Below are 13,600 nucleotides of genomic sequence, written 5' to 3' on the forward strand. Positions count from 1 at the left end.
CAATTTCATTAGTGAAAATTAATATTATAATTTTCTAATAAAACTTATCGGTTTAAACTACTCATTACTTAAGCATTAGGGAAATCAAGGATCAAATGATGTTATTCCAGGATCTCGTTGATCAATTTAAGATCTGAAAGAAGGGTAGGGTCTGAAGAATTGTATTTCAATCCATCTAAAATAAGATTCTTAGCTTTTTGATAATTGGATCTTCGTACTTGTTGCATCGCTAGTTCATGAAATACGGTAGCAGAAAATGACTTAAGGTATATGTTATCCGGTTGGATAGAGTATGCCAGTTCCAGCTCGGGAACAAGCTTACTCTCGTTTTCAATTACCATAGGAATCGATACCAAGGCATCTAAAATAATTTGAACACGTGCCTCTTTTATAATAGGATAACCGGCAGGATAATTTGCTGCGAGCTCATCTATAGTAGATCGGGCTGTCTCAAAAAGTCCAATTTGAGAAAGCTTTGTTGCATGATTACTGGTAACCGATATATAATAGGTTGTCAGCCTACTGTTCTCCGGAGAAAGAGCCAATGCTTTTTCAATATTTCTTTTTGCTTCCAGCGTTTCTCCTTTCAGGGAAGAATTTTGAGCAAATACGGTATACATGTATACGTAATACTCATTTAGTTTAGAGCTTATGAAAGCATCTGTTAACACATTATTCTCTACGTTCTGCAAGAGCTCGTTTACTAGATCGAAATTTTCCTCAAACTTTAAAAGATCTTCAATAAGCTCTCCCAAATGATTTACAAGGGAGTACGTAAGCGTAGAATCATTTTTAGTGGATTCCAGAAGTTTTGAGATCAAAAGGTATTTCTTATCCGCTTCAAGGGTAAAGTTTAACTGTGAAATGGTAACGATATATTTGAAAGCCTCAGAGAATGTATCATTGGGATACAGTTTGATAGCTTTATTCATTTGATCGTAGGCTTCTGCATAATTCTCTCCGGATGCTTTGATCAATGCGTCATTATGATATTGAATAGACAGTAATTGCTTCTTTGAAATCGGAATGGTCTTAGCTACATATTCCTGATAGAGTTGTTCAGCTCCTTTTTCGGCTAATTCATCTCTGGATATTAACTTACTGTCTACCAATGTTTGAAGAAGGGACTCCATATTAGATCCAAAATCGAATCCATCTTTTGGAGCGGTTAACTCTACAATTATTTCTTCATTCCGATGACGAATGGATGCGTAGACGTGAGCCGGGGTTTCATAAATTTGAAATGGAATCCCAAATTCTTCTGTCATACTTACAAAAAACGAAGTAGCAGTAACGCAATTATAAGTCCAACGCTCTGAAAGGTCAGATACCACGGCGTTTAGCTCATATTGCAGAAAAACTTCATCATGTAAATATTTAAAAATAGTTTCGGCTTTCTTTTTGTCAGAATCCCTGTCTCTGATCTTTGATCTGAGAGCTACTAAATGGGTAGAGTAAAAGCTTTCTCCTGAATTAGTTTCAGATGTGGCTAAAAACTGTTTGAAAGAAGGGAGTCCTCTCAGACTTGAGTTTTCATAATCCGTAACGAAAGACCTTTCTGAGTCAGAAATAAAATTTATTTGACCTTGGGCTGAAACATCAGTGGTAGAAAAGAAGAGTAATACCAATAAAAGAAGACCCAAGTTCTTCATAAAAGCGATTTATTTACTTTGAATTTCATCCAACTTGCTTAACGCTCTTTCCTTCAGGTTATTGAATTGATCCTGTGGAATGTGTCCGGTTGAATATTGGTGATATAACCAAACGATATAAGTCGCCATCACATCTTCATAACAATAATGTTCAATCAGTTCTAACTCCTTCCGTTCAAACATTGCCAGCACCTGATTTCCTTCTCCGGTTTGTTTAAAGGGGATGCCGATCAACTGTCCAAGATGCTTTAGCTTTGGCCATGAACTGGCTCCATAATTACTGAACTCATCCACCAGATCTATGTTATGCTTGCTGTACCGATAGCGGATGTCATAGTCATTGAGACGAACAGGCATCTGTAAGCCGTGTTTCATTGCTCTGTAAATCAGAACCGGAATATCGAAGCCTTTTCCATTGTGATGAATAAGCCCGAAATCTTTAAACGTGCCGATGGCATCAAAGATCTGTTGCAGACCTTCTTTTTCATCTTCACCATTCCAGGAAACTTTTTGTTTGGGCTGACCTGTATTTTCGATCCATAAACCTACCCAGGAAACCATTCGATGATACATGGGAGGGAGGAAACCCGATTTATTTCTGGCCAGTTCTTCGGAAGCTATTTCCAGAAGTGTTTCCTGATCTGAATCCTGATCATTCAGTACTGTTCGTATAAAGTTGAAATCGGGAATGGTTTCTATGTCGAATATGAAATACATAAACTCTAATCTTGGTTCCAGTTTTGTTCAAAATACTCTACGATTTGACTAAATCTCGAACCTTTTGCAGAGTATTTACGGGTCAGATTGGCCCATTCTTCGAACTTACTCTTATCACGTAACTGAAAATATGCTTGAGCCATGTTTACAGCCATTTCAGCTTTTACCGGATCATCATCCGATATTTCGATACCTTTTTTGTAGGTTGTTTCTGCTTCTTCAAATCGGTTTGTATACTTATAAGCGAAGCCTAATTCTCTATAGAAGAAATGATCTTCTGAATTATTTTCAATTGCTCTTTCTAAAACTTTAATGGCTTTGGCATATTTTTGGGTTGCATTGTAAGCGAATGCGAGTTCAAACTCGAGGCCTTCAAAGTGAGGATCTTTATTATAAGCTTTAAGTAATGGTTCAATTGCTAATTCACTTGCACCTACATGATTATAATGATATCCAATATTTTTGAGATAACTTACTGTAGTTGTGTCTTTCTTATAGAACTTCAACCAACTAGGTTCAGTAGGTAACTCTAGTTCTGAAATTTGTTCTTCTGATAAGATTGCTACATCAATAGTATTAGGTGAAAGGCGTGATTTTAAACTTTCTTCAAACTCTCTTGGCAGTTTTTTAAACCCATTCTCAGTTACAATAAAGTGTGATAAGTAATCAAAAGTAAACCCAGCTTGCTGATCAATATAAATATAACCTAGTGTATAAGATGTATCAGCTTGTGTTTTTGGAAAAGCAACCCAACTATCAACCGCTTCATAATACTTTGAGCCAAATTTCAATTCACTTAGGCTAGATTGTGCGAAACTAAAATCAGGCATAAAAAAGACTGCATACAATATATAAATAGCGTTCTTTATCATATTTAATTTATAATTAAGATCAATAAAATCATTCTCGAAAGCTTTTCTATATCTAAATACAAATGTATCGTAAATATTCTTTTAAACGAGTATAGCTAATGGAAGGGAAAATTGCTTAAGGGATTTTGATCAACAGCGTTTCTTATTGAATTCAAAAGCAATCAATATACTTTCATGCCGAGAATGGGCTTCGCCGGGAGGTTAAATTCTGACTATATAAGATGTGATAGATCTTACTTTAGTTCCTTTTGCACCAGTAAATTCATAGAAATCCGAAAAGGCATATTCGTTTCCATTCTCCATTTTAATAATCCCGTTTGCTGCTCCTTCCTTACCATGAGTTAAGATCCGATCAAGCATTAATTCTGATACTTTTTCTGATTTTAAAGTTTCTAATTTTCGGGTGAATTGTTCTTTTCCTGAAACCTTTTGGTCACCCATGATATCCCACTCAATATCATCTGAAACAATATCTGCGAGGAAGTTACTATTTGCTCTTGCAAAAGCAATATTCAGTTGTTTCAGCAACTCCTTTTTTGGTGCATTTCCACAATCAGGCTTAACAGTGATCTTTGTCATTTAATTGGGTTCCTATTTTGGTGTATTAATCCCTTTCTTCCTTTTTCTATTACTCATCAGGAAATAAATAAATATAGAAAGAAGAACTACACCAACTGCAATAATGTTGGATAGTATACCTGCATCTGAATCAAATCCGGTATGAGCAAATGCTGATGTTGATCTTATCAGAAACATTGCCATCAGTAAACAAATAATTTCTTTGCTATTCCTCATCCCTTAACCTTTTCGTTTCTTTGAGAGTTATCATGAGTCCATACCAGGCAGGGATTAACGGTAATGCAGCGGTAACTACACCTGCTGTATATCTCCATTCTCCATACAAAATGAACGGGAATATAAAATGAGTAAGTTCAGCGATAGTCATTGCAACAAAGAAAAAAGCTAGAAAATAATAGCCTAAAGCCCATTCTTTAATAATAAATATCGCTCCTGATATCCACATTATTGGCGCAAAGAAAGCAGCGAAGGTGAGTAAGCTTTGCTGCGTGACTTCCTGTCCGCTTAGTTGTGAGGCAATTTCTTCAAATCCGAAAATATATTCCTCATAAACATGTATGATAAAAAAGATGACCGTGAGTAAGTAAGCAACAATCACTTTTGAAGTATCAAAGCGATATTTATATCCGGTTTTCAGGTACAACAGAAAACCACCGGCGCTTGCACCACCAATCACAATGGGACCTATTTTCCCTACAAAGAAATAGGTGAACAGAGACAAACAAATGACAAAGAGTCCAGGACCAATTATATCCATGTGTTTCATAACAACTCCAGTTTGTTACTACAACATAGTAAAAACCAGTTATTAGGCAAAGAAAACAGTTCTGAATAAATATATCAGTTGTTCCGGTTAGAATTTAAATGTCCCGTAGGGACTAAACACTGGTAGAAATAGAAACAGCCCCCGGACATCAGGTGCCTTTAGGTACCATATATAGTTATTCAATGGGTTTAAAGATATATTTTTATCGTAATCCACATCAAATTTATCCAGAAACTCAAGATATTCTTCCTGAAAAGTTTTGTTTTTGTGATGTTGTTCCTGGTTTTGAATGTATTTGATAACCTAGGGAGTTGAGATATTGAAGGGGTAGGAGTCCTGTTTACATAGAAGCTATTGTAATTTCCTTTTTTCCAATTCTGCTTTCAGTGCTTCATATTTCTTAGGCTTCTTCAGGAACACATAGATTAGAAATAGTGGAAGTAAGGTGATAAATCCCCAGGCGTTTGCAGCAACACTGTAAATGATTATCCCAGCTAAAAACCCAATAAAAAAAGCATCTATAATGGGTGATGGCTTATTACTTTTTGCTGCTTCCAGCAATTCTGTGTCGGTTAATTGTGATAGTTCTTCAATATTCATTTGTTGTTCAATTCTTAATGATTTTCTTTTCTGATTCTCAATTTAAATCATTAATTGTTTTCTTACCTGCTAATTCTAATTGTTCACTATAAGCATCTATCCTGGCTTTGGCTGTGCCGTCAATCAAAAGAATAACCACCAACATGGCAATGGTTGTGATGGCGCTTGCACGCCAAACCGGTTTGTCTATAAAAACGATCAGCAACGCAGCAACCACAATAATGAATGGAATCGCTTTGAAAACGATAGTTTGATATTCCTTTAACGTACTTTCAACACGTGCGACCTCAGATTCTACAAAAGCGGCAGCGTCCTTATTATAAGCCGTTTCAAATTGCGTGATTCTTGATTTATTGGTGAAAAATAAACCAAGACCAATGATCAATAGTAATGATCCGGCAACCAAGGTGGGAATGATGTATGCTTTTGCCACATCAGTTTTAGCGAGTTGCCAAAATCCTATGCTTGCCAATACAAATACTACTCCGAAAACAATGAAGAATGACGTTGAAAAAACTTCGGCTTTTGCCCAGTCTATTGCTGTTTTTAGTATATCCATGATCTTAATTTAAAGTGTATTTTTCTCTGTATGCTGATGGGCTGATGCCTTCTTTCTTTTTAAATAACCGCGAAAAATAGGGCGGATATTCAAATCCTAATTCATAAGCCACTTCAGAGATCGTTTTATTTGGGTTCAACAGAATATTCTTAGCCTCATCGATCAAATACAATTGCAGATGTTCGGTTGAAGTTTTTCCTGTTTCTTTTTTGAGTGTATCGCTTAAGTACCGCTGTGAAACTGACAGCTGATCAGCGATCTGTTCAATACCGGGAATTCCTTTTTCTTCCAACTGCCCAGATTCAAAATATGCTGATAAATACTTGTTAAACTGCTCCAAAAGATCATTTGACAATTCTTTTCGGTTTAAAAACTGCCGTTCGTAAAAGCGATTGGCGTATTTCAACAGCGTGCTTAGTTGCGAAATGATGATGTCTTTGCTGAATTCATCCTGATTGTTCTGATATTCTATATCAATATTTTCTACAATTGATTCGATCTGTTTTTCTTCTTTAGGAGAAAGATGCAGAGCCTCATTGGCTGAATACGAAAAGAAGCCAAATTTCTTGATCTGATGCGCCAACTCTGTGCCTTTCAAAAAATCTTCATGGAAATTGATTGAAAAGCCTTTTTGGTCATAAACTACACTTTCATCCCATTGCAGTATTTGCCTTGGAGCGATGAATATTAATGCGCCATTGGTGAAATCGTATTTTGTGCGACCATAATTTAAGTCACCCTTTATGATTTTCTTTAGGCTAATGGAATAGCAATCATTAGTAATAGGAGGTGAGCTCTCTTTAGGGCACGGTAAGAAACCATCTCCAATAGCAGAAAATACGCTCAACATCGGATGCTCGGGTCCCGGAAGTTCCAGGTAATCTAAGTAAGCCGATAAAGTTTTAAAGTGCTGCATATCGCTAATTTAAAAGTTCCATTTTAAGTTCGTTGCTTTTTCTGATACTTCCCACAACTTTTCTGCAACAACTTTGTCTTTGGCATGTGCTTCCAGTTTATGTGCTCCAACAGGTCCTTTAAAGTTTTTAAATCTTGTAGGACCGTAGAATTCTTTTTGATCCAAGTCTTTTTCAGTAGCACACATTAACATTGGGTAAGCACCTTTTTCAGCTGATTGTGTCAATGGTGAAAATTTCATCAGGTTAAAGATCATGCGCATCATAAAACTACCACTGGTATCGATCAGGGAGGTTCTGGATGAACCAGGGTGACAAGCATATACTTTAACATCAGTGTTGCCTGTTTTTTCCAATTTATCCTGTAATTCATAAACTGACATGATCTGTGCTAATTTGCTCTGGCTGTAAGCATCATTTGGAGTATAATCTTTATTCCAGTTCATATCGTCAAATTTGATGGTTTTCAGTCCCATATTATAGCCCATACTGCCTACAGTTACGATACGTCCTTTGGATTCTTCAACCAGTGGAAAGAGCAGACCTTGTAGAGTGAAATGACCGTAGTGGTTTACACCGAGCTGACTTTCAAATCCATCAACGGTAAGTTTCTGATTGGGAACCTGAGCAATAGCAGCGTTGCATATCAATGCGTCGATACGTATAACTTTCTCAAGTACCTTCGCTGCAGCTGCTTTTACAGAAGCTTGTTCTGCCAGATCCATTTGGATAAATGAGACATCTATTTGGCCGCCCAACTCTTTTTTAAAAGTGGCAATAACACTTTCTGATTTTTTGGGATTGCGGTTCAACATCACCACTTTTGCTCCCTTGGACAGAAGTATCCTTGCAGCTTCAAATCCCGTCCCGCTTGTAGTACCCGTTATAACGAATGTTTTACCTGTAAGAGATCCGATTCTATCGGGAGTCCAGCCTTGTTTGCCAAATTGATTTGTCTTCATCTTAGTTTTGTTTGTTTCAAATGAACAAGACTAAGATCGACATACAACTACTTTAAAGCCTTATACACATTTTCGTATTGTGTATACTTTTTCGTTTGGTTTAATAAAATTACTGATTAGGTATCAATTATATTTGATCCAATTTTACTCTTCGTAAATATCGAATTTGGCTGAAAACGATTTCATTAATTCCTCGTTAGAAAAATCATCCTGGGTCATTGTAGAAAGCTGTTCGAGGAAAACATCAAACTGACCATTTTTGAATATGGTAAGCATTTTACCGCCCTCGTTGCATTTAGCCTCGTGCCATACATTAGGATCAACGGTGATGGTATCGCCGGGTTTCAGCAGAATTGTTTCATCATCGAAAATCAATTCCATTTCACCTTCAAGCATGTAAAACACTTCTGTCATGACCTTGTGATGGTGTCTTTTTAAGTGGAATCCGGGTTTAAGAGTGTCTTCAATAAGGCACAATTCTCCATTAGTGTCTTTAGAAGAAACTTTGATAAAACAGTGATCCTGAGAATAATCGTAATTTTCTCCTTGACCGCTTGGTATATAGTGCTTTGACTCCATGTTAGTCTACTTTAATTGAGTAAAATTTTTAGCGTATTTGGCGTTGATTCGTTTATAAATTACCACTACTTGAAAGTTTGCGTTTTTAGGAGCTCGCCCGCTTCATTGTATACTTTCCAAGTCCCCTTCTTTTTACCGTGCTCAAAGCGACCTTCATCCCAGAGTTGTCCATTAGCATGGTATCGTTTCCATTCACCGTGTTTCTGTTCTTCATCGTCGAAGCCGCCCGTAGCTCGCGGTTCGCCATTTTTGAAGAACCATTTCCATTGACCAGCAATCTTTCCGTCTTTATAGCTGCCGGTTGACTGCATTTGTCCATTATTTAGAAAGTATGTCCACTGTCCGGATTTCTTGCCGTTGTTGAATTCACCCTTACAAGAAATACTCCCGTTCTTAAAGTAAGTCTGAAAAGGGCCATTCTTAGGATTTCCGTTTTCATCTATTCCAGGGATGTCTTTCATTGAATTTTGTTCCTGGTTTGGTTAGTTGAGCCTGCCTAACGGTCTCGGCTATGGGTAGTTACGTGGTTTAGCACTCAACTTTGCAAGTACACACCAAACTGAAAATTCGCGAGGATTTTCAGAAGTAGGCGAGAACAAGCAATTACTTATAGCCAATGTTATGCGTTCGTTTTTATTGTTTCATTTCCACTCTAATCAGTCGAATTGTTATAGTGTCACTCAAATTTTCTACAGAATGAGGTGCTTCTGGTTTTTTATACATTGTCAAAGGGAAAGTAAGTGGTTCTGGTATTTTGCGAGAATCCATAATTACATTTCCTTCTCCATCACGGTCAATAAAATCTCCAGCTTCCATAATATAAAGTACACTCGGCCATTGATGATGATGAACAGCTTCTAATTCATTTGGCGCAATTGTTACTTCCAGAACTCTTACTTTGTCATTTTCCAACAAAATTTTATGATTTTTCGGTGCAGAAACTACAGCATCTTGTTCTTTAGGCCAATCCGCTGGATTTCCTGTTTTGTATAAAAGTTTTTGTTCTTCATTTATTTGTCCGAGAACTGAAATAGTTGAAAATACTGTAAAGCAAATCACAGTAATTATAAATTTTGAAGTTGATTTCATATTTGGTCAGTTTTAGTTTTAAGTGCTTACTCTAATCGGTTTTCAGCATTCCCATTTGTCTTTGTTACAGTCGTTTGTATTATGACGTGCAACAACAGAGTAAAGTGAACTCTATTCACTTTATCCCTATTTCATGTTTAAGTTTTATTCTGATCAGTTTAAACAATTTTAGTTAATTAGTGAAAATCCGATATCGAAGACTTAAACATATAATTCCAGTTTGCCTAAAGTATCAGCCTTATTATCTTACAGGAAATTGTAACAGCACAGGCAATGTCAAACAGCTCCAAAGAAGTACACTTACATACCAAAGGAATTCTACCGGTTCAAAAGTTAAAGATCCTTCGTGATCTCGAAATTCTTGATTCACATCCGGATTACCCGATCAACGATAATCAGTTTCAGCCTAACTCTTTAGATCTTCGTCTGGGCGAAGTAGCATACCGGGTTAGATGCAGCTTCCTGCCTGAAAATGAAACGGTAGAACAAAAGATCGAGAAACTGGAGCAATATTCATTTTCTATCAAAGACGGAGCGGTGCTGGAAGAGAATTGCGTGTACATCATACCGTTGCTGGAACGATTGAATCTCCCGAAATCTCATTACTCCACTCAAAATGGAGTTTCTGATAATTCCGAAGAAGTAAAACTGTTCTCACCGGAAAATTTATCGGCGAAAGCGAATCCGAAAAGTTCTACCGGAAGACTGGATGTATTTACTCGTGTTATCACTGACTACTCGCACCGTTTCGAAGAAATTACTCCCGGCTATCAGGGACAATTATATCTGGAAGTAGTACCGAAATCGTTTTCCATAAAAGTGAGAACAGGTCAGCGTTTAAATCAGTTAAGAGTTCGTCATGGTTTCGAAGTGGTACCCGATCAGGATCTATTGAGAATTCATGCTTCAGATCCATTGTTGTTTGATGAAAACATCAAGCCGGTAAGTATGCAGCAGATCAAAGTGAACAAAGGATTGTTCATGAGTGTGCAACTGAAAGGCAAAAAAGGCGAGATCATTGGTTATAAAGCCAAGAAGCATAACAATTATATCGATCTGGAAAATATCGGTCATTATGATGTAGATGAATTCTGGGAGCCGATCTATGCTACTTCTGAATCGACTTTTATTCTGGAGCCGGAAGCTTTCTATATTTTTGCATCCAAAGAACGTATTCGAGTTCCTGCTAAGTTGGCTTGTGAAATGATGGCTTATGATACAGGTTCAGGAGAACTCAGAACACATTACGCAGGATTTTTTGATTCCGGATTTGGCGGTTCTGTGGACGACAAAGGAGCCAGAGCCGTTTTGGAAGTTCGCTCTCATGATGTACCATTCATGATCGAAGACGGTCAGACCTTATTCAGTATGCAGTTTGAACCGAATACTGAACTACCTGAGTTCATTTATGGCGAAGAAATTGACAGTAATTACCAAGGACAAGGCTTAAAACTTGGTAAGCATTTTAAACAATTATGAGTGATTTCTTAGTAAATCGATGTATTTGTCATGAGCATACTTTTGAAGAGATCAAAGAATACGCCAAAGAGAAAGGTTATACAGATATAGAAGATCTTCAGATCGATAATTATTGTAGCAATGGTTGCCGAATTTGTGCTCCCTATGTGGAGATGGTTCTGGAAACGGGAGAGACCGCTTTTGAACCCGGCGCTTATTATAAGAGGAAGAAATAGATTTTAAGTGCTTGGATATATTTGCCTCTACAGACAGGGTCATCCTGAACTTGTTTCAGGATCTTATGGAACGGCTTGATTTTTCGATTCACCGATTAATGTCTTAACGTCTCGTACCAATCTTCTAATTTCGGATTGTATTGCCTTACAAGATTCCATTTCCATGAGCTATGCCAATTCATTAACAGTTTAGCGTGATAAATCAAGAAAAATTCGCCCTTAGTATTTAAGACGGATAAGAGAGCATGATCCGGATGCGTCTGCGAAGTAGGAATAATCCTTTCAGGTGAAGAGTGCACAAATTGTCTCAGAATGAATGAAGACCTTTAGGATTATTCAGCGCAGGATCAGTGAACCCGTCTTAAATACTTCGGCTTGATCTTTTGCTACTTTTGTATCAAGACAAAAGTAGGTAGCCTTGAGCTAAGTTAAGCCTTTTTATCTGGTCTCGATGCTATGCGTTGGAAACGGACCTCCCCGGCTACGAAACAGATTCTTTGGTTCTGAGTAGTTCGCCCCTCCTTGGATAAGGAGGGGAATTCCCGAGTTGATTCTAATTCTTATCAACGAGTCCTCCTCCTGTTGTAGGAGGAGACAGAGGAGGTCTTTACTTAAGTATTGTGAGTACATTTACTTGCTATGTGTACTTTTGTACCGATACTGAGCTTCCTCAGCACAGGCTCCAGTACCAAAAGCTCCCGACAAGAATTATTGGCGCGAACTTCATTACATCGACTAATCATTACAAAAGGTCTTCGTTCTAACTGAACACATTCACAAATCAGCCAGAATGTAATGATTGCTCCTGCGGAGCCGTCGATTCCATTACGTTCTAGGCTCGCTAATAATTCTAAAGGTCGGTGTAGTTGGTGGCTTTTTTTGAAATCGTCAAAATTATAAACAAGACAATTTTTTTAAGTGAATTATCTAACATCTACAAGGATGACCCATAAAGCAATCTCATTTATTCCCGCAGATTACTTCGCTACTATTATGTTGTTTATATATTCAGTATCCTTTTTTGCTCGCAAATGTGAATAGTAAAATCAAATGTAGTAGCACAGGTAGAAACGCATGAATTTCTTTTACGCTCCACCGGAAAACTGGAATGACGATCGAAGCGAAGTTGAGATAACAGATCAGGAAGCCATTCATATTTCGAAAGTGTTGCGAAATAGGATTGGAGATCAGGTTTTTGTGGTAGATGGGATTGGTAATCGATCAAAATGTGAGATTATAGAGATATCGAAAAAGTCTGTTCGGCTCAAAGTTCTGGAAACTATTTCTCAAGAGGAGCCAACTACGAAAAAAGTCATGGCATTCGGGGCGATCAAAAAGAGAGATCGATTGGAATTCGCCATTGAAAAAGCAGTTGAACTGGATGCTTGGGAAATTTGTGTGTTCGATGCGGATCATTCGGAAAGATCCAGATTGAACGAAGAGAGACTACATACACAGATCGTAAGCGCATTCAAACAAAGCGGCAGATTCTATCTTCCTAAATTAGTGATCAAAAGATCGTTGGACGAAGTGGTAGAACAATACAAAGAACACTCTATCCTGATGGCTTATTTAGGAGAGGAAGAATCTGATCGTCCAAATCAGCTAACTGATTCCGGGAATTTACTATTGGTTGGTCCCGAAGGTGGATTTTCAAAAAGAGAAGCTGATCTTGCTAAAAGTAAAGGAGCTCAGTTCGTTAATCTGGGAAAAAATCGCTTAAGAGCAGAAACAGCGGTAGTGGCTTTTCTTTCTCAATTCCTTTTTTCTAAATGAAAGGCTGAACATCCGGCTCGATGAATAATTCCCGGGTATTTTCAGCAGCGAAAATGTCATAACTGTAATGAGAATTGATCAAAGTTTTCAGATCAGAAAGTAGTTGTGGATTTTTTTCGATGAATTCCTCGAAGCTACTCTCATCTTTCATAAAATGGTTTACAGCATAAACAGAAGCAGTGGTAATAGTCTCGTTGAATTTTTGATCATCTCCATGAAAAGAAGCAAATGCTGATATTTGCATACAACAATTCTTAATAGCAGCTTCTAATCCATTTAAATTAATTTGAAGCCATGCTAATCTGATATGTGCTTTATGAGTAAAAAGCTCAGGATGTAATGAGAGATTCCTAAATTGGGTTAGAAAAGTTGGATCGGTCATTGGTTCAAGACAAGTACTTCGAATGAAATAGGATTTTCGGGTTATTTCGTTTTCGTAATAGTACTATCATTTACTGTCACACCTACAATCTGATATCCGTTTATCACATCTAAAAATTGATCTTCTCCCTTTACCCTGGCAGATTCAATAGCATGTAATTTGGTGTCACAGTCAGTGACTACTGTTGAAAATCTCATATCCAGAAAAACACTTTGGGAGTCATTCAAAACAAGTTCGTATCTGGGGCTATCCACAGTATCTACTCCTTCTTCAAAAAGAGCTACTAAATATTTATAAACCGGATCTTCTGAAAAAACAGATCCAACAGACCGACCATCAAGCAATAGGTTTATTTGCTGAGCATTGTAAGTTTGATTCTGGATTAAATTATTTTCATCATCATCGAGCAGCTCGAGAAATGAAACTTCAACGTTATTTTCGAAAACCAAACACTCATCT

Annotated in this window: 18 protein-coding genes and 1 pseudogene; 3 read left to right on the forward strand and 16 right to left on the reverse strand. The window is 37.4% G+C overall.

What is annotated here, in order from left to right:
* Window positions 1-101 precede the first annotated feature (101 nt).
* The 14 genes and pseudogenes from A8B79_RS00450 to A8B79_RS15985 form a co-directional block, all read right to left on the reverse strand.
* A complete protein-coding gene (locus A8B79_RS00450) occupies window positions 102-1,652 on the reverse strand; it encodes a hypothetical protein (RefSeq protein WP_066216529.1) in 1,551 nt (516 codons plus the stop codon).
* 9 nt (window positions 1,653-1,661) lie between these two features.
* Window positions 1,662-2,369 (reverse strand): ribonuclease H-like domain-containing protein, encoded by a 708-nt coding sequence (locus A8B79_RS00455; protein ID WP_066216532.1) that lies wholly within the window; start codon window positions 2,367-2,369, stop codon window positions 1,662-1,664.
* A gap of 5 nt (window positions 2,370-2,374) precedes the next feature.
* Window positions 2,375-3,241: a tetratricopeptide repeat protein gene (locus A8B79_RS00460; protein ID WP_066216537.1), complete on the reverse strand. Its 867-nt coding sequence runs from the start codon at window positions 3,239-3,241 to the stop codon at window positions 2,375-2,377.
* 201 nt (window positions 3,242-3,442) lie between these two features.
* The gene (locus tag A8B79_RS00465) at window positions 3,443-3,820 is read right to left on the reverse strand and encodes a DNA-binding protein (RefSeq protein ID WP_066216540.1); all 378 of its coding nucleotides are present in this window, start codon (window positions 3,818-3,820) and stop codon (window positions 3,443-3,445) included.
* 12 nt (window positions 3,821-3,832) lie between these two features.
* On the reverse strand, window positions 3,833-4,036 hold the full coding sequence (locus tag A8B79_RS00470; RefSeq protein WP_066216547.1) for a hypothetical protein: 204 nt from the start codon (window positions 4,034-4,036) through the stop codon (window positions 3,833-3,835).
* On the reverse strand, window positions 4,026-4,586 hold the full coding sequence (locus A8B79_RS00475) for an HXXEE domain-containing protein (protein WP_066216550.1): 561 nt from the start codon (window positions 4,584-4,586) through the stop codon (window positions 4,026-4,028). Before A8B79_RS00475 ends, A8B79_RS00470 begins: the two co-directional genes overlap by 11 nt.
* A gap of 175 nt (window positions 4,587-4,761) precedes the next feature.
* Window positions 4,762-4,889, reverse strand: a pseudogene (locus A8B79_RS16365) (IS200/IS605 family transposase); the annotation flags it as partial.
* Between the two features lie 48 nt (window positions 4,890-4,937).
* Window positions 4,938-5,186, reverse strand: coding sequence for a hypothetical protein (locus tag A8B79_RS00480; protein WP_066216553.1), 249 nt, complete (start codon window positions 5,184-5,186; stop codon window positions 4,938-4,940).
* 37 nt (window positions 5,187-5,223) lie between these two features.
* The gene (locus A8B79_RS00485) at window positions 5,224-5,745 is read right to left on the reverse strand and encodes a hypothetical protein (RefSeq protein ID WP_066216556.1); all 522 of its coding nucleotides are present in this window, start codon (window positions 5,743-5,745) and stop codon (window positions 5,224-5,226) included.
* A 4-nt stretch (window positions 5,746-5,749) separates the two neighbouring features.
* Window positions 5,750-6,661 carry a helix-turn-helix domain-containing protein gene (locus A8B79_RS00490; RefSeq protein WP_066216559.1) on the reverse strand — a complete coding sequence of 304 codons (912 nt, stop codon included), beginning with the start codon at window positions 6,659-6,661 and terminating at the stop codon, window positions 5,750-5,752.
* 9 nt (window positions 6,662-6,670) lie between these two features.
* Entirely contained in the window at window positions 6,671-7,621 is a 951-nt protein-coding gene (locus A8B79_RS00495; RefSeq protein ID WP_066216561.1) for an SDR family NAD(P)-dependent oxidoreductase, read from the reverse strand.
* Window positions 7,622-7,765: 144 nt separating this feature from the next.
* Entirely contained in the window at window positions 7,766-8,200 is a 435-nt protein-coding gene (locus tag A8B79_RS00500) for a cupin domain-containing protein (RefSeq protein ID WP_066216565.1), read from the reverse strand.
* 65 nt (window positions 8,201-8,265) lie between these two features.
* Window positions 8,266-8,661 (reverse strand): toxin-antitoxin system YwqK family antitoxin, encoded by a 396-nt coding sequence (locus A8B79_RS00505; protein ID WP_066216568.1) that lies wholly within the window; start codon window positions 8,659-8,661, stop codon window positions 8,266-8,268.
* 172 nt (window positions 8,662-8,833) lie between these two features.
* Complete coding sequence (locus tag A8B79_RS15985) at window positions 8,834-9,289, reverse strand: hypothetical protein (RefSeq protein WP_153038305.1); 456 nt, start codon at window positions 9,287-9,289, stop codon at window positions 8,834-8,836.
* Window positions 9,290-9,562: 273 nt separating this feature from the next.
* Between A8B79_RS15985 and A8B79_RS00515 the strand changes: the two genes are divergently transcribed.
* From A8B79_RS00515 to A8B79_RS00525, 3 genes are all read left to right on the forward strand, one after another.
* Complete coding sequence (locus A8B79_RS00515; protein WP_066216571.1) at window positions 9,563-10,768, forward strand: 2'-deoxycytidine 5'-triphosphate deaminase; 1,206 nt, start codon at window positions 9,563-9,565, stop codon at window positions 10,766-10,768.
* Window positions 10,765-10,983, forward strand: coding sequence for a hypothetical protein (locus tag A8B79_RS00520; RefSeq protein WP_066216574.1), 219 nt, complete (start codon window positions 10,765-10,767; stop codon window positions 10,981-10,983). The genes A8B79_RS00515 and A8B79_RS00520 overlap by 4 nt, the downstream gene beginning before the upstream one ends.
* A gap of 1,074 nt (window positions 10,984-12,057) precedes the next feature.
* Window positions 12,058-12,759, forward strand: a complete 702-nt coding sequence (locus tag A8B79_RS00525; RefSeq protein ID WP_066216577.1) for an RsmE family RNA methyltransferase — start codon at window positions 12,058-12,060, stop codon at window positions 12,757-12,759.
* Here A8B79_RS00525 and A8B79_RS00530 read toward each other — a convergent pair.
* The gene (locus tag A8B79_RS00530; protein ID WP_066216580.1) at window positions 12,752-13,141 is read right to left on the reverse strand and encodes a hypothetical protein; all 390 of its coding nucleotides are present in this window, start codon (window positions 13,139-13,141) and stop codon (window positions 12,752-12,754) included. The two genes, A8B79_RS00525 and A8B79_RS00530, sit on opposite strands and share 8 nt — an antisense overlap.
* A gap of 41 nt (window positions 13,142-13,182) precedes the next feature.
* Window positions 13,183-13,590: a hypothetical protein gene (locus tag A8B79_RS00535; RefSeq protein ID WP_153038306.1), complete on the reverse strand. Its 408-nt coding sequence runs from the start codon at window positions 13,588-13,590 to the stop codon at window positions 13,183-13,185.
* Window positions 13,591-13,600 lie beyond the last annotated feature (10 nt).

The sequence above is a fragment of the Balneola sp. EhC07 genome, assembly GCF_001650905.1.
Classification (GTDB): domain Bacteria; phylum Bacteroidota; class Rhodothermia; order Balneolales; family Balneolaceae; genus Balneola.

Bases quoted from the DNA above. Each gene is read 5' to 3' on its own strand.
- A8B79_RS00450 (WP_066216529.1), bottom strand. From the start codon at position 1,652: ATGAAGAACTTGGGTCTTCTTTTATTGGTATTACTCTTCTTTTCTACC.
- A8B79_RS00455 (WP_066216532.1), bottom strand. From the start codon at position 2,369: ATGTATTTCATATTCGACATAGAAACCATTCCCGATTTCAACTTTATA.
- A8B79_RS00460 (WP_066216537.1), bottom strand. From the start codon at position 3,241: ATGATAAAGAACGCTATTTATATATTGTATGCAGTCTTTTTTATGCCT.
- A8B79_RS00465 (WP_066216540.1), bottom strand. From the start codon at position 3,820: ATGACAAAGATCACTGTTAAGCCTGATTGTGGAAATGCACCAAAAAAG.
- A8B79_RS00470 (WP_066216547.1), bottom strand. From the start codon at position 4,036: ATGAGGAATAGCAAAGAAATTATTTGTTTACTGATGGCAATGTTTCTG.
- A8B79_RS00475 (WP_066216550.1), bottom strand. From the start codon at position 4,586: ATGAAACACATGGATATAATTGGTCCTGGACTCTTTGTCATTTGTTTG.
- A8B79_RS00480 (WP_066216553.1), bottom strand. From the start codon at position 5,186: ATGAATATTGAAGAACTATCACAATTAACCGACACAGAATTGCTGGAA.
- A8B79_RS00485 (WP_066216556.1), bottom strand. From the start codon at position 5,745: ATGGATATACTAAAAACAGCAATAGACTGGGCAAAAGCCGAAGTTTTT.
- A8B79_RS00490 (WP_066216559.1), bottom strand. From the start codon at position 6,661: ATGCAGCACTTTAAAACTTTATCGGCTTACTTAGATTACCTGGAACTT.
- A8B79_RS00495 (WP_066216561.1), bottom strand. From the start codon at position 7,621: ATGAAGACAAATCAATTTGGCAAACAAGGCTGGACTCCCGATAGAATC.
- A8B79_RS00500 (WP_066216565.1), bottom strand. From the start codon at position 8,200: ATGGAGTCAAAGCACTATATACCAAGCGGTCAAGGAGAAAATTACGAT.
- A8B79_RS00505 (WP_066216568.1), bottom strand. From the start codon at position 8,661: ATGAAAGACATCCCTGGAATAGATGAAAACGGAAATCCTAAGAATGGC.
- A8B79_RS15985 (WP_153038305.1), bottom strand. From the start codon at position 9,289: ATGAAATCAACTTCAAAATTTATAATTACTGTGATTTGCTTTACAGTA.
- A8B79_RS00515 (WP_066216571.1), top strand. From the start codon at position 9,563: ATGTCAAACAGCTCCAAAGAAGTACACTTACATACCAAAGGAATTCTA.
- A8B79_RS00520 (WP_066216574.1), top strand. From the start codon at position 10,765: ATGAGTGATTTCTTAGTAAATCGATGTATTTGTCATGAGCATACTTTT.
- A8B79_RS00525 (WP_066216577.1), top strand. From the start codon at position 12,058: ATGAATTTCTTTTACGCTCCACCGGAAAACTGGAATGACGATCGAAGC.
- A8B79_RS00530 (WP_066216580.1), bottom strand. From the start codon at position 13,141: ATGACCGATCCAACTTTTCTAACCCAATTTAGGAATCTCTCATTACAT.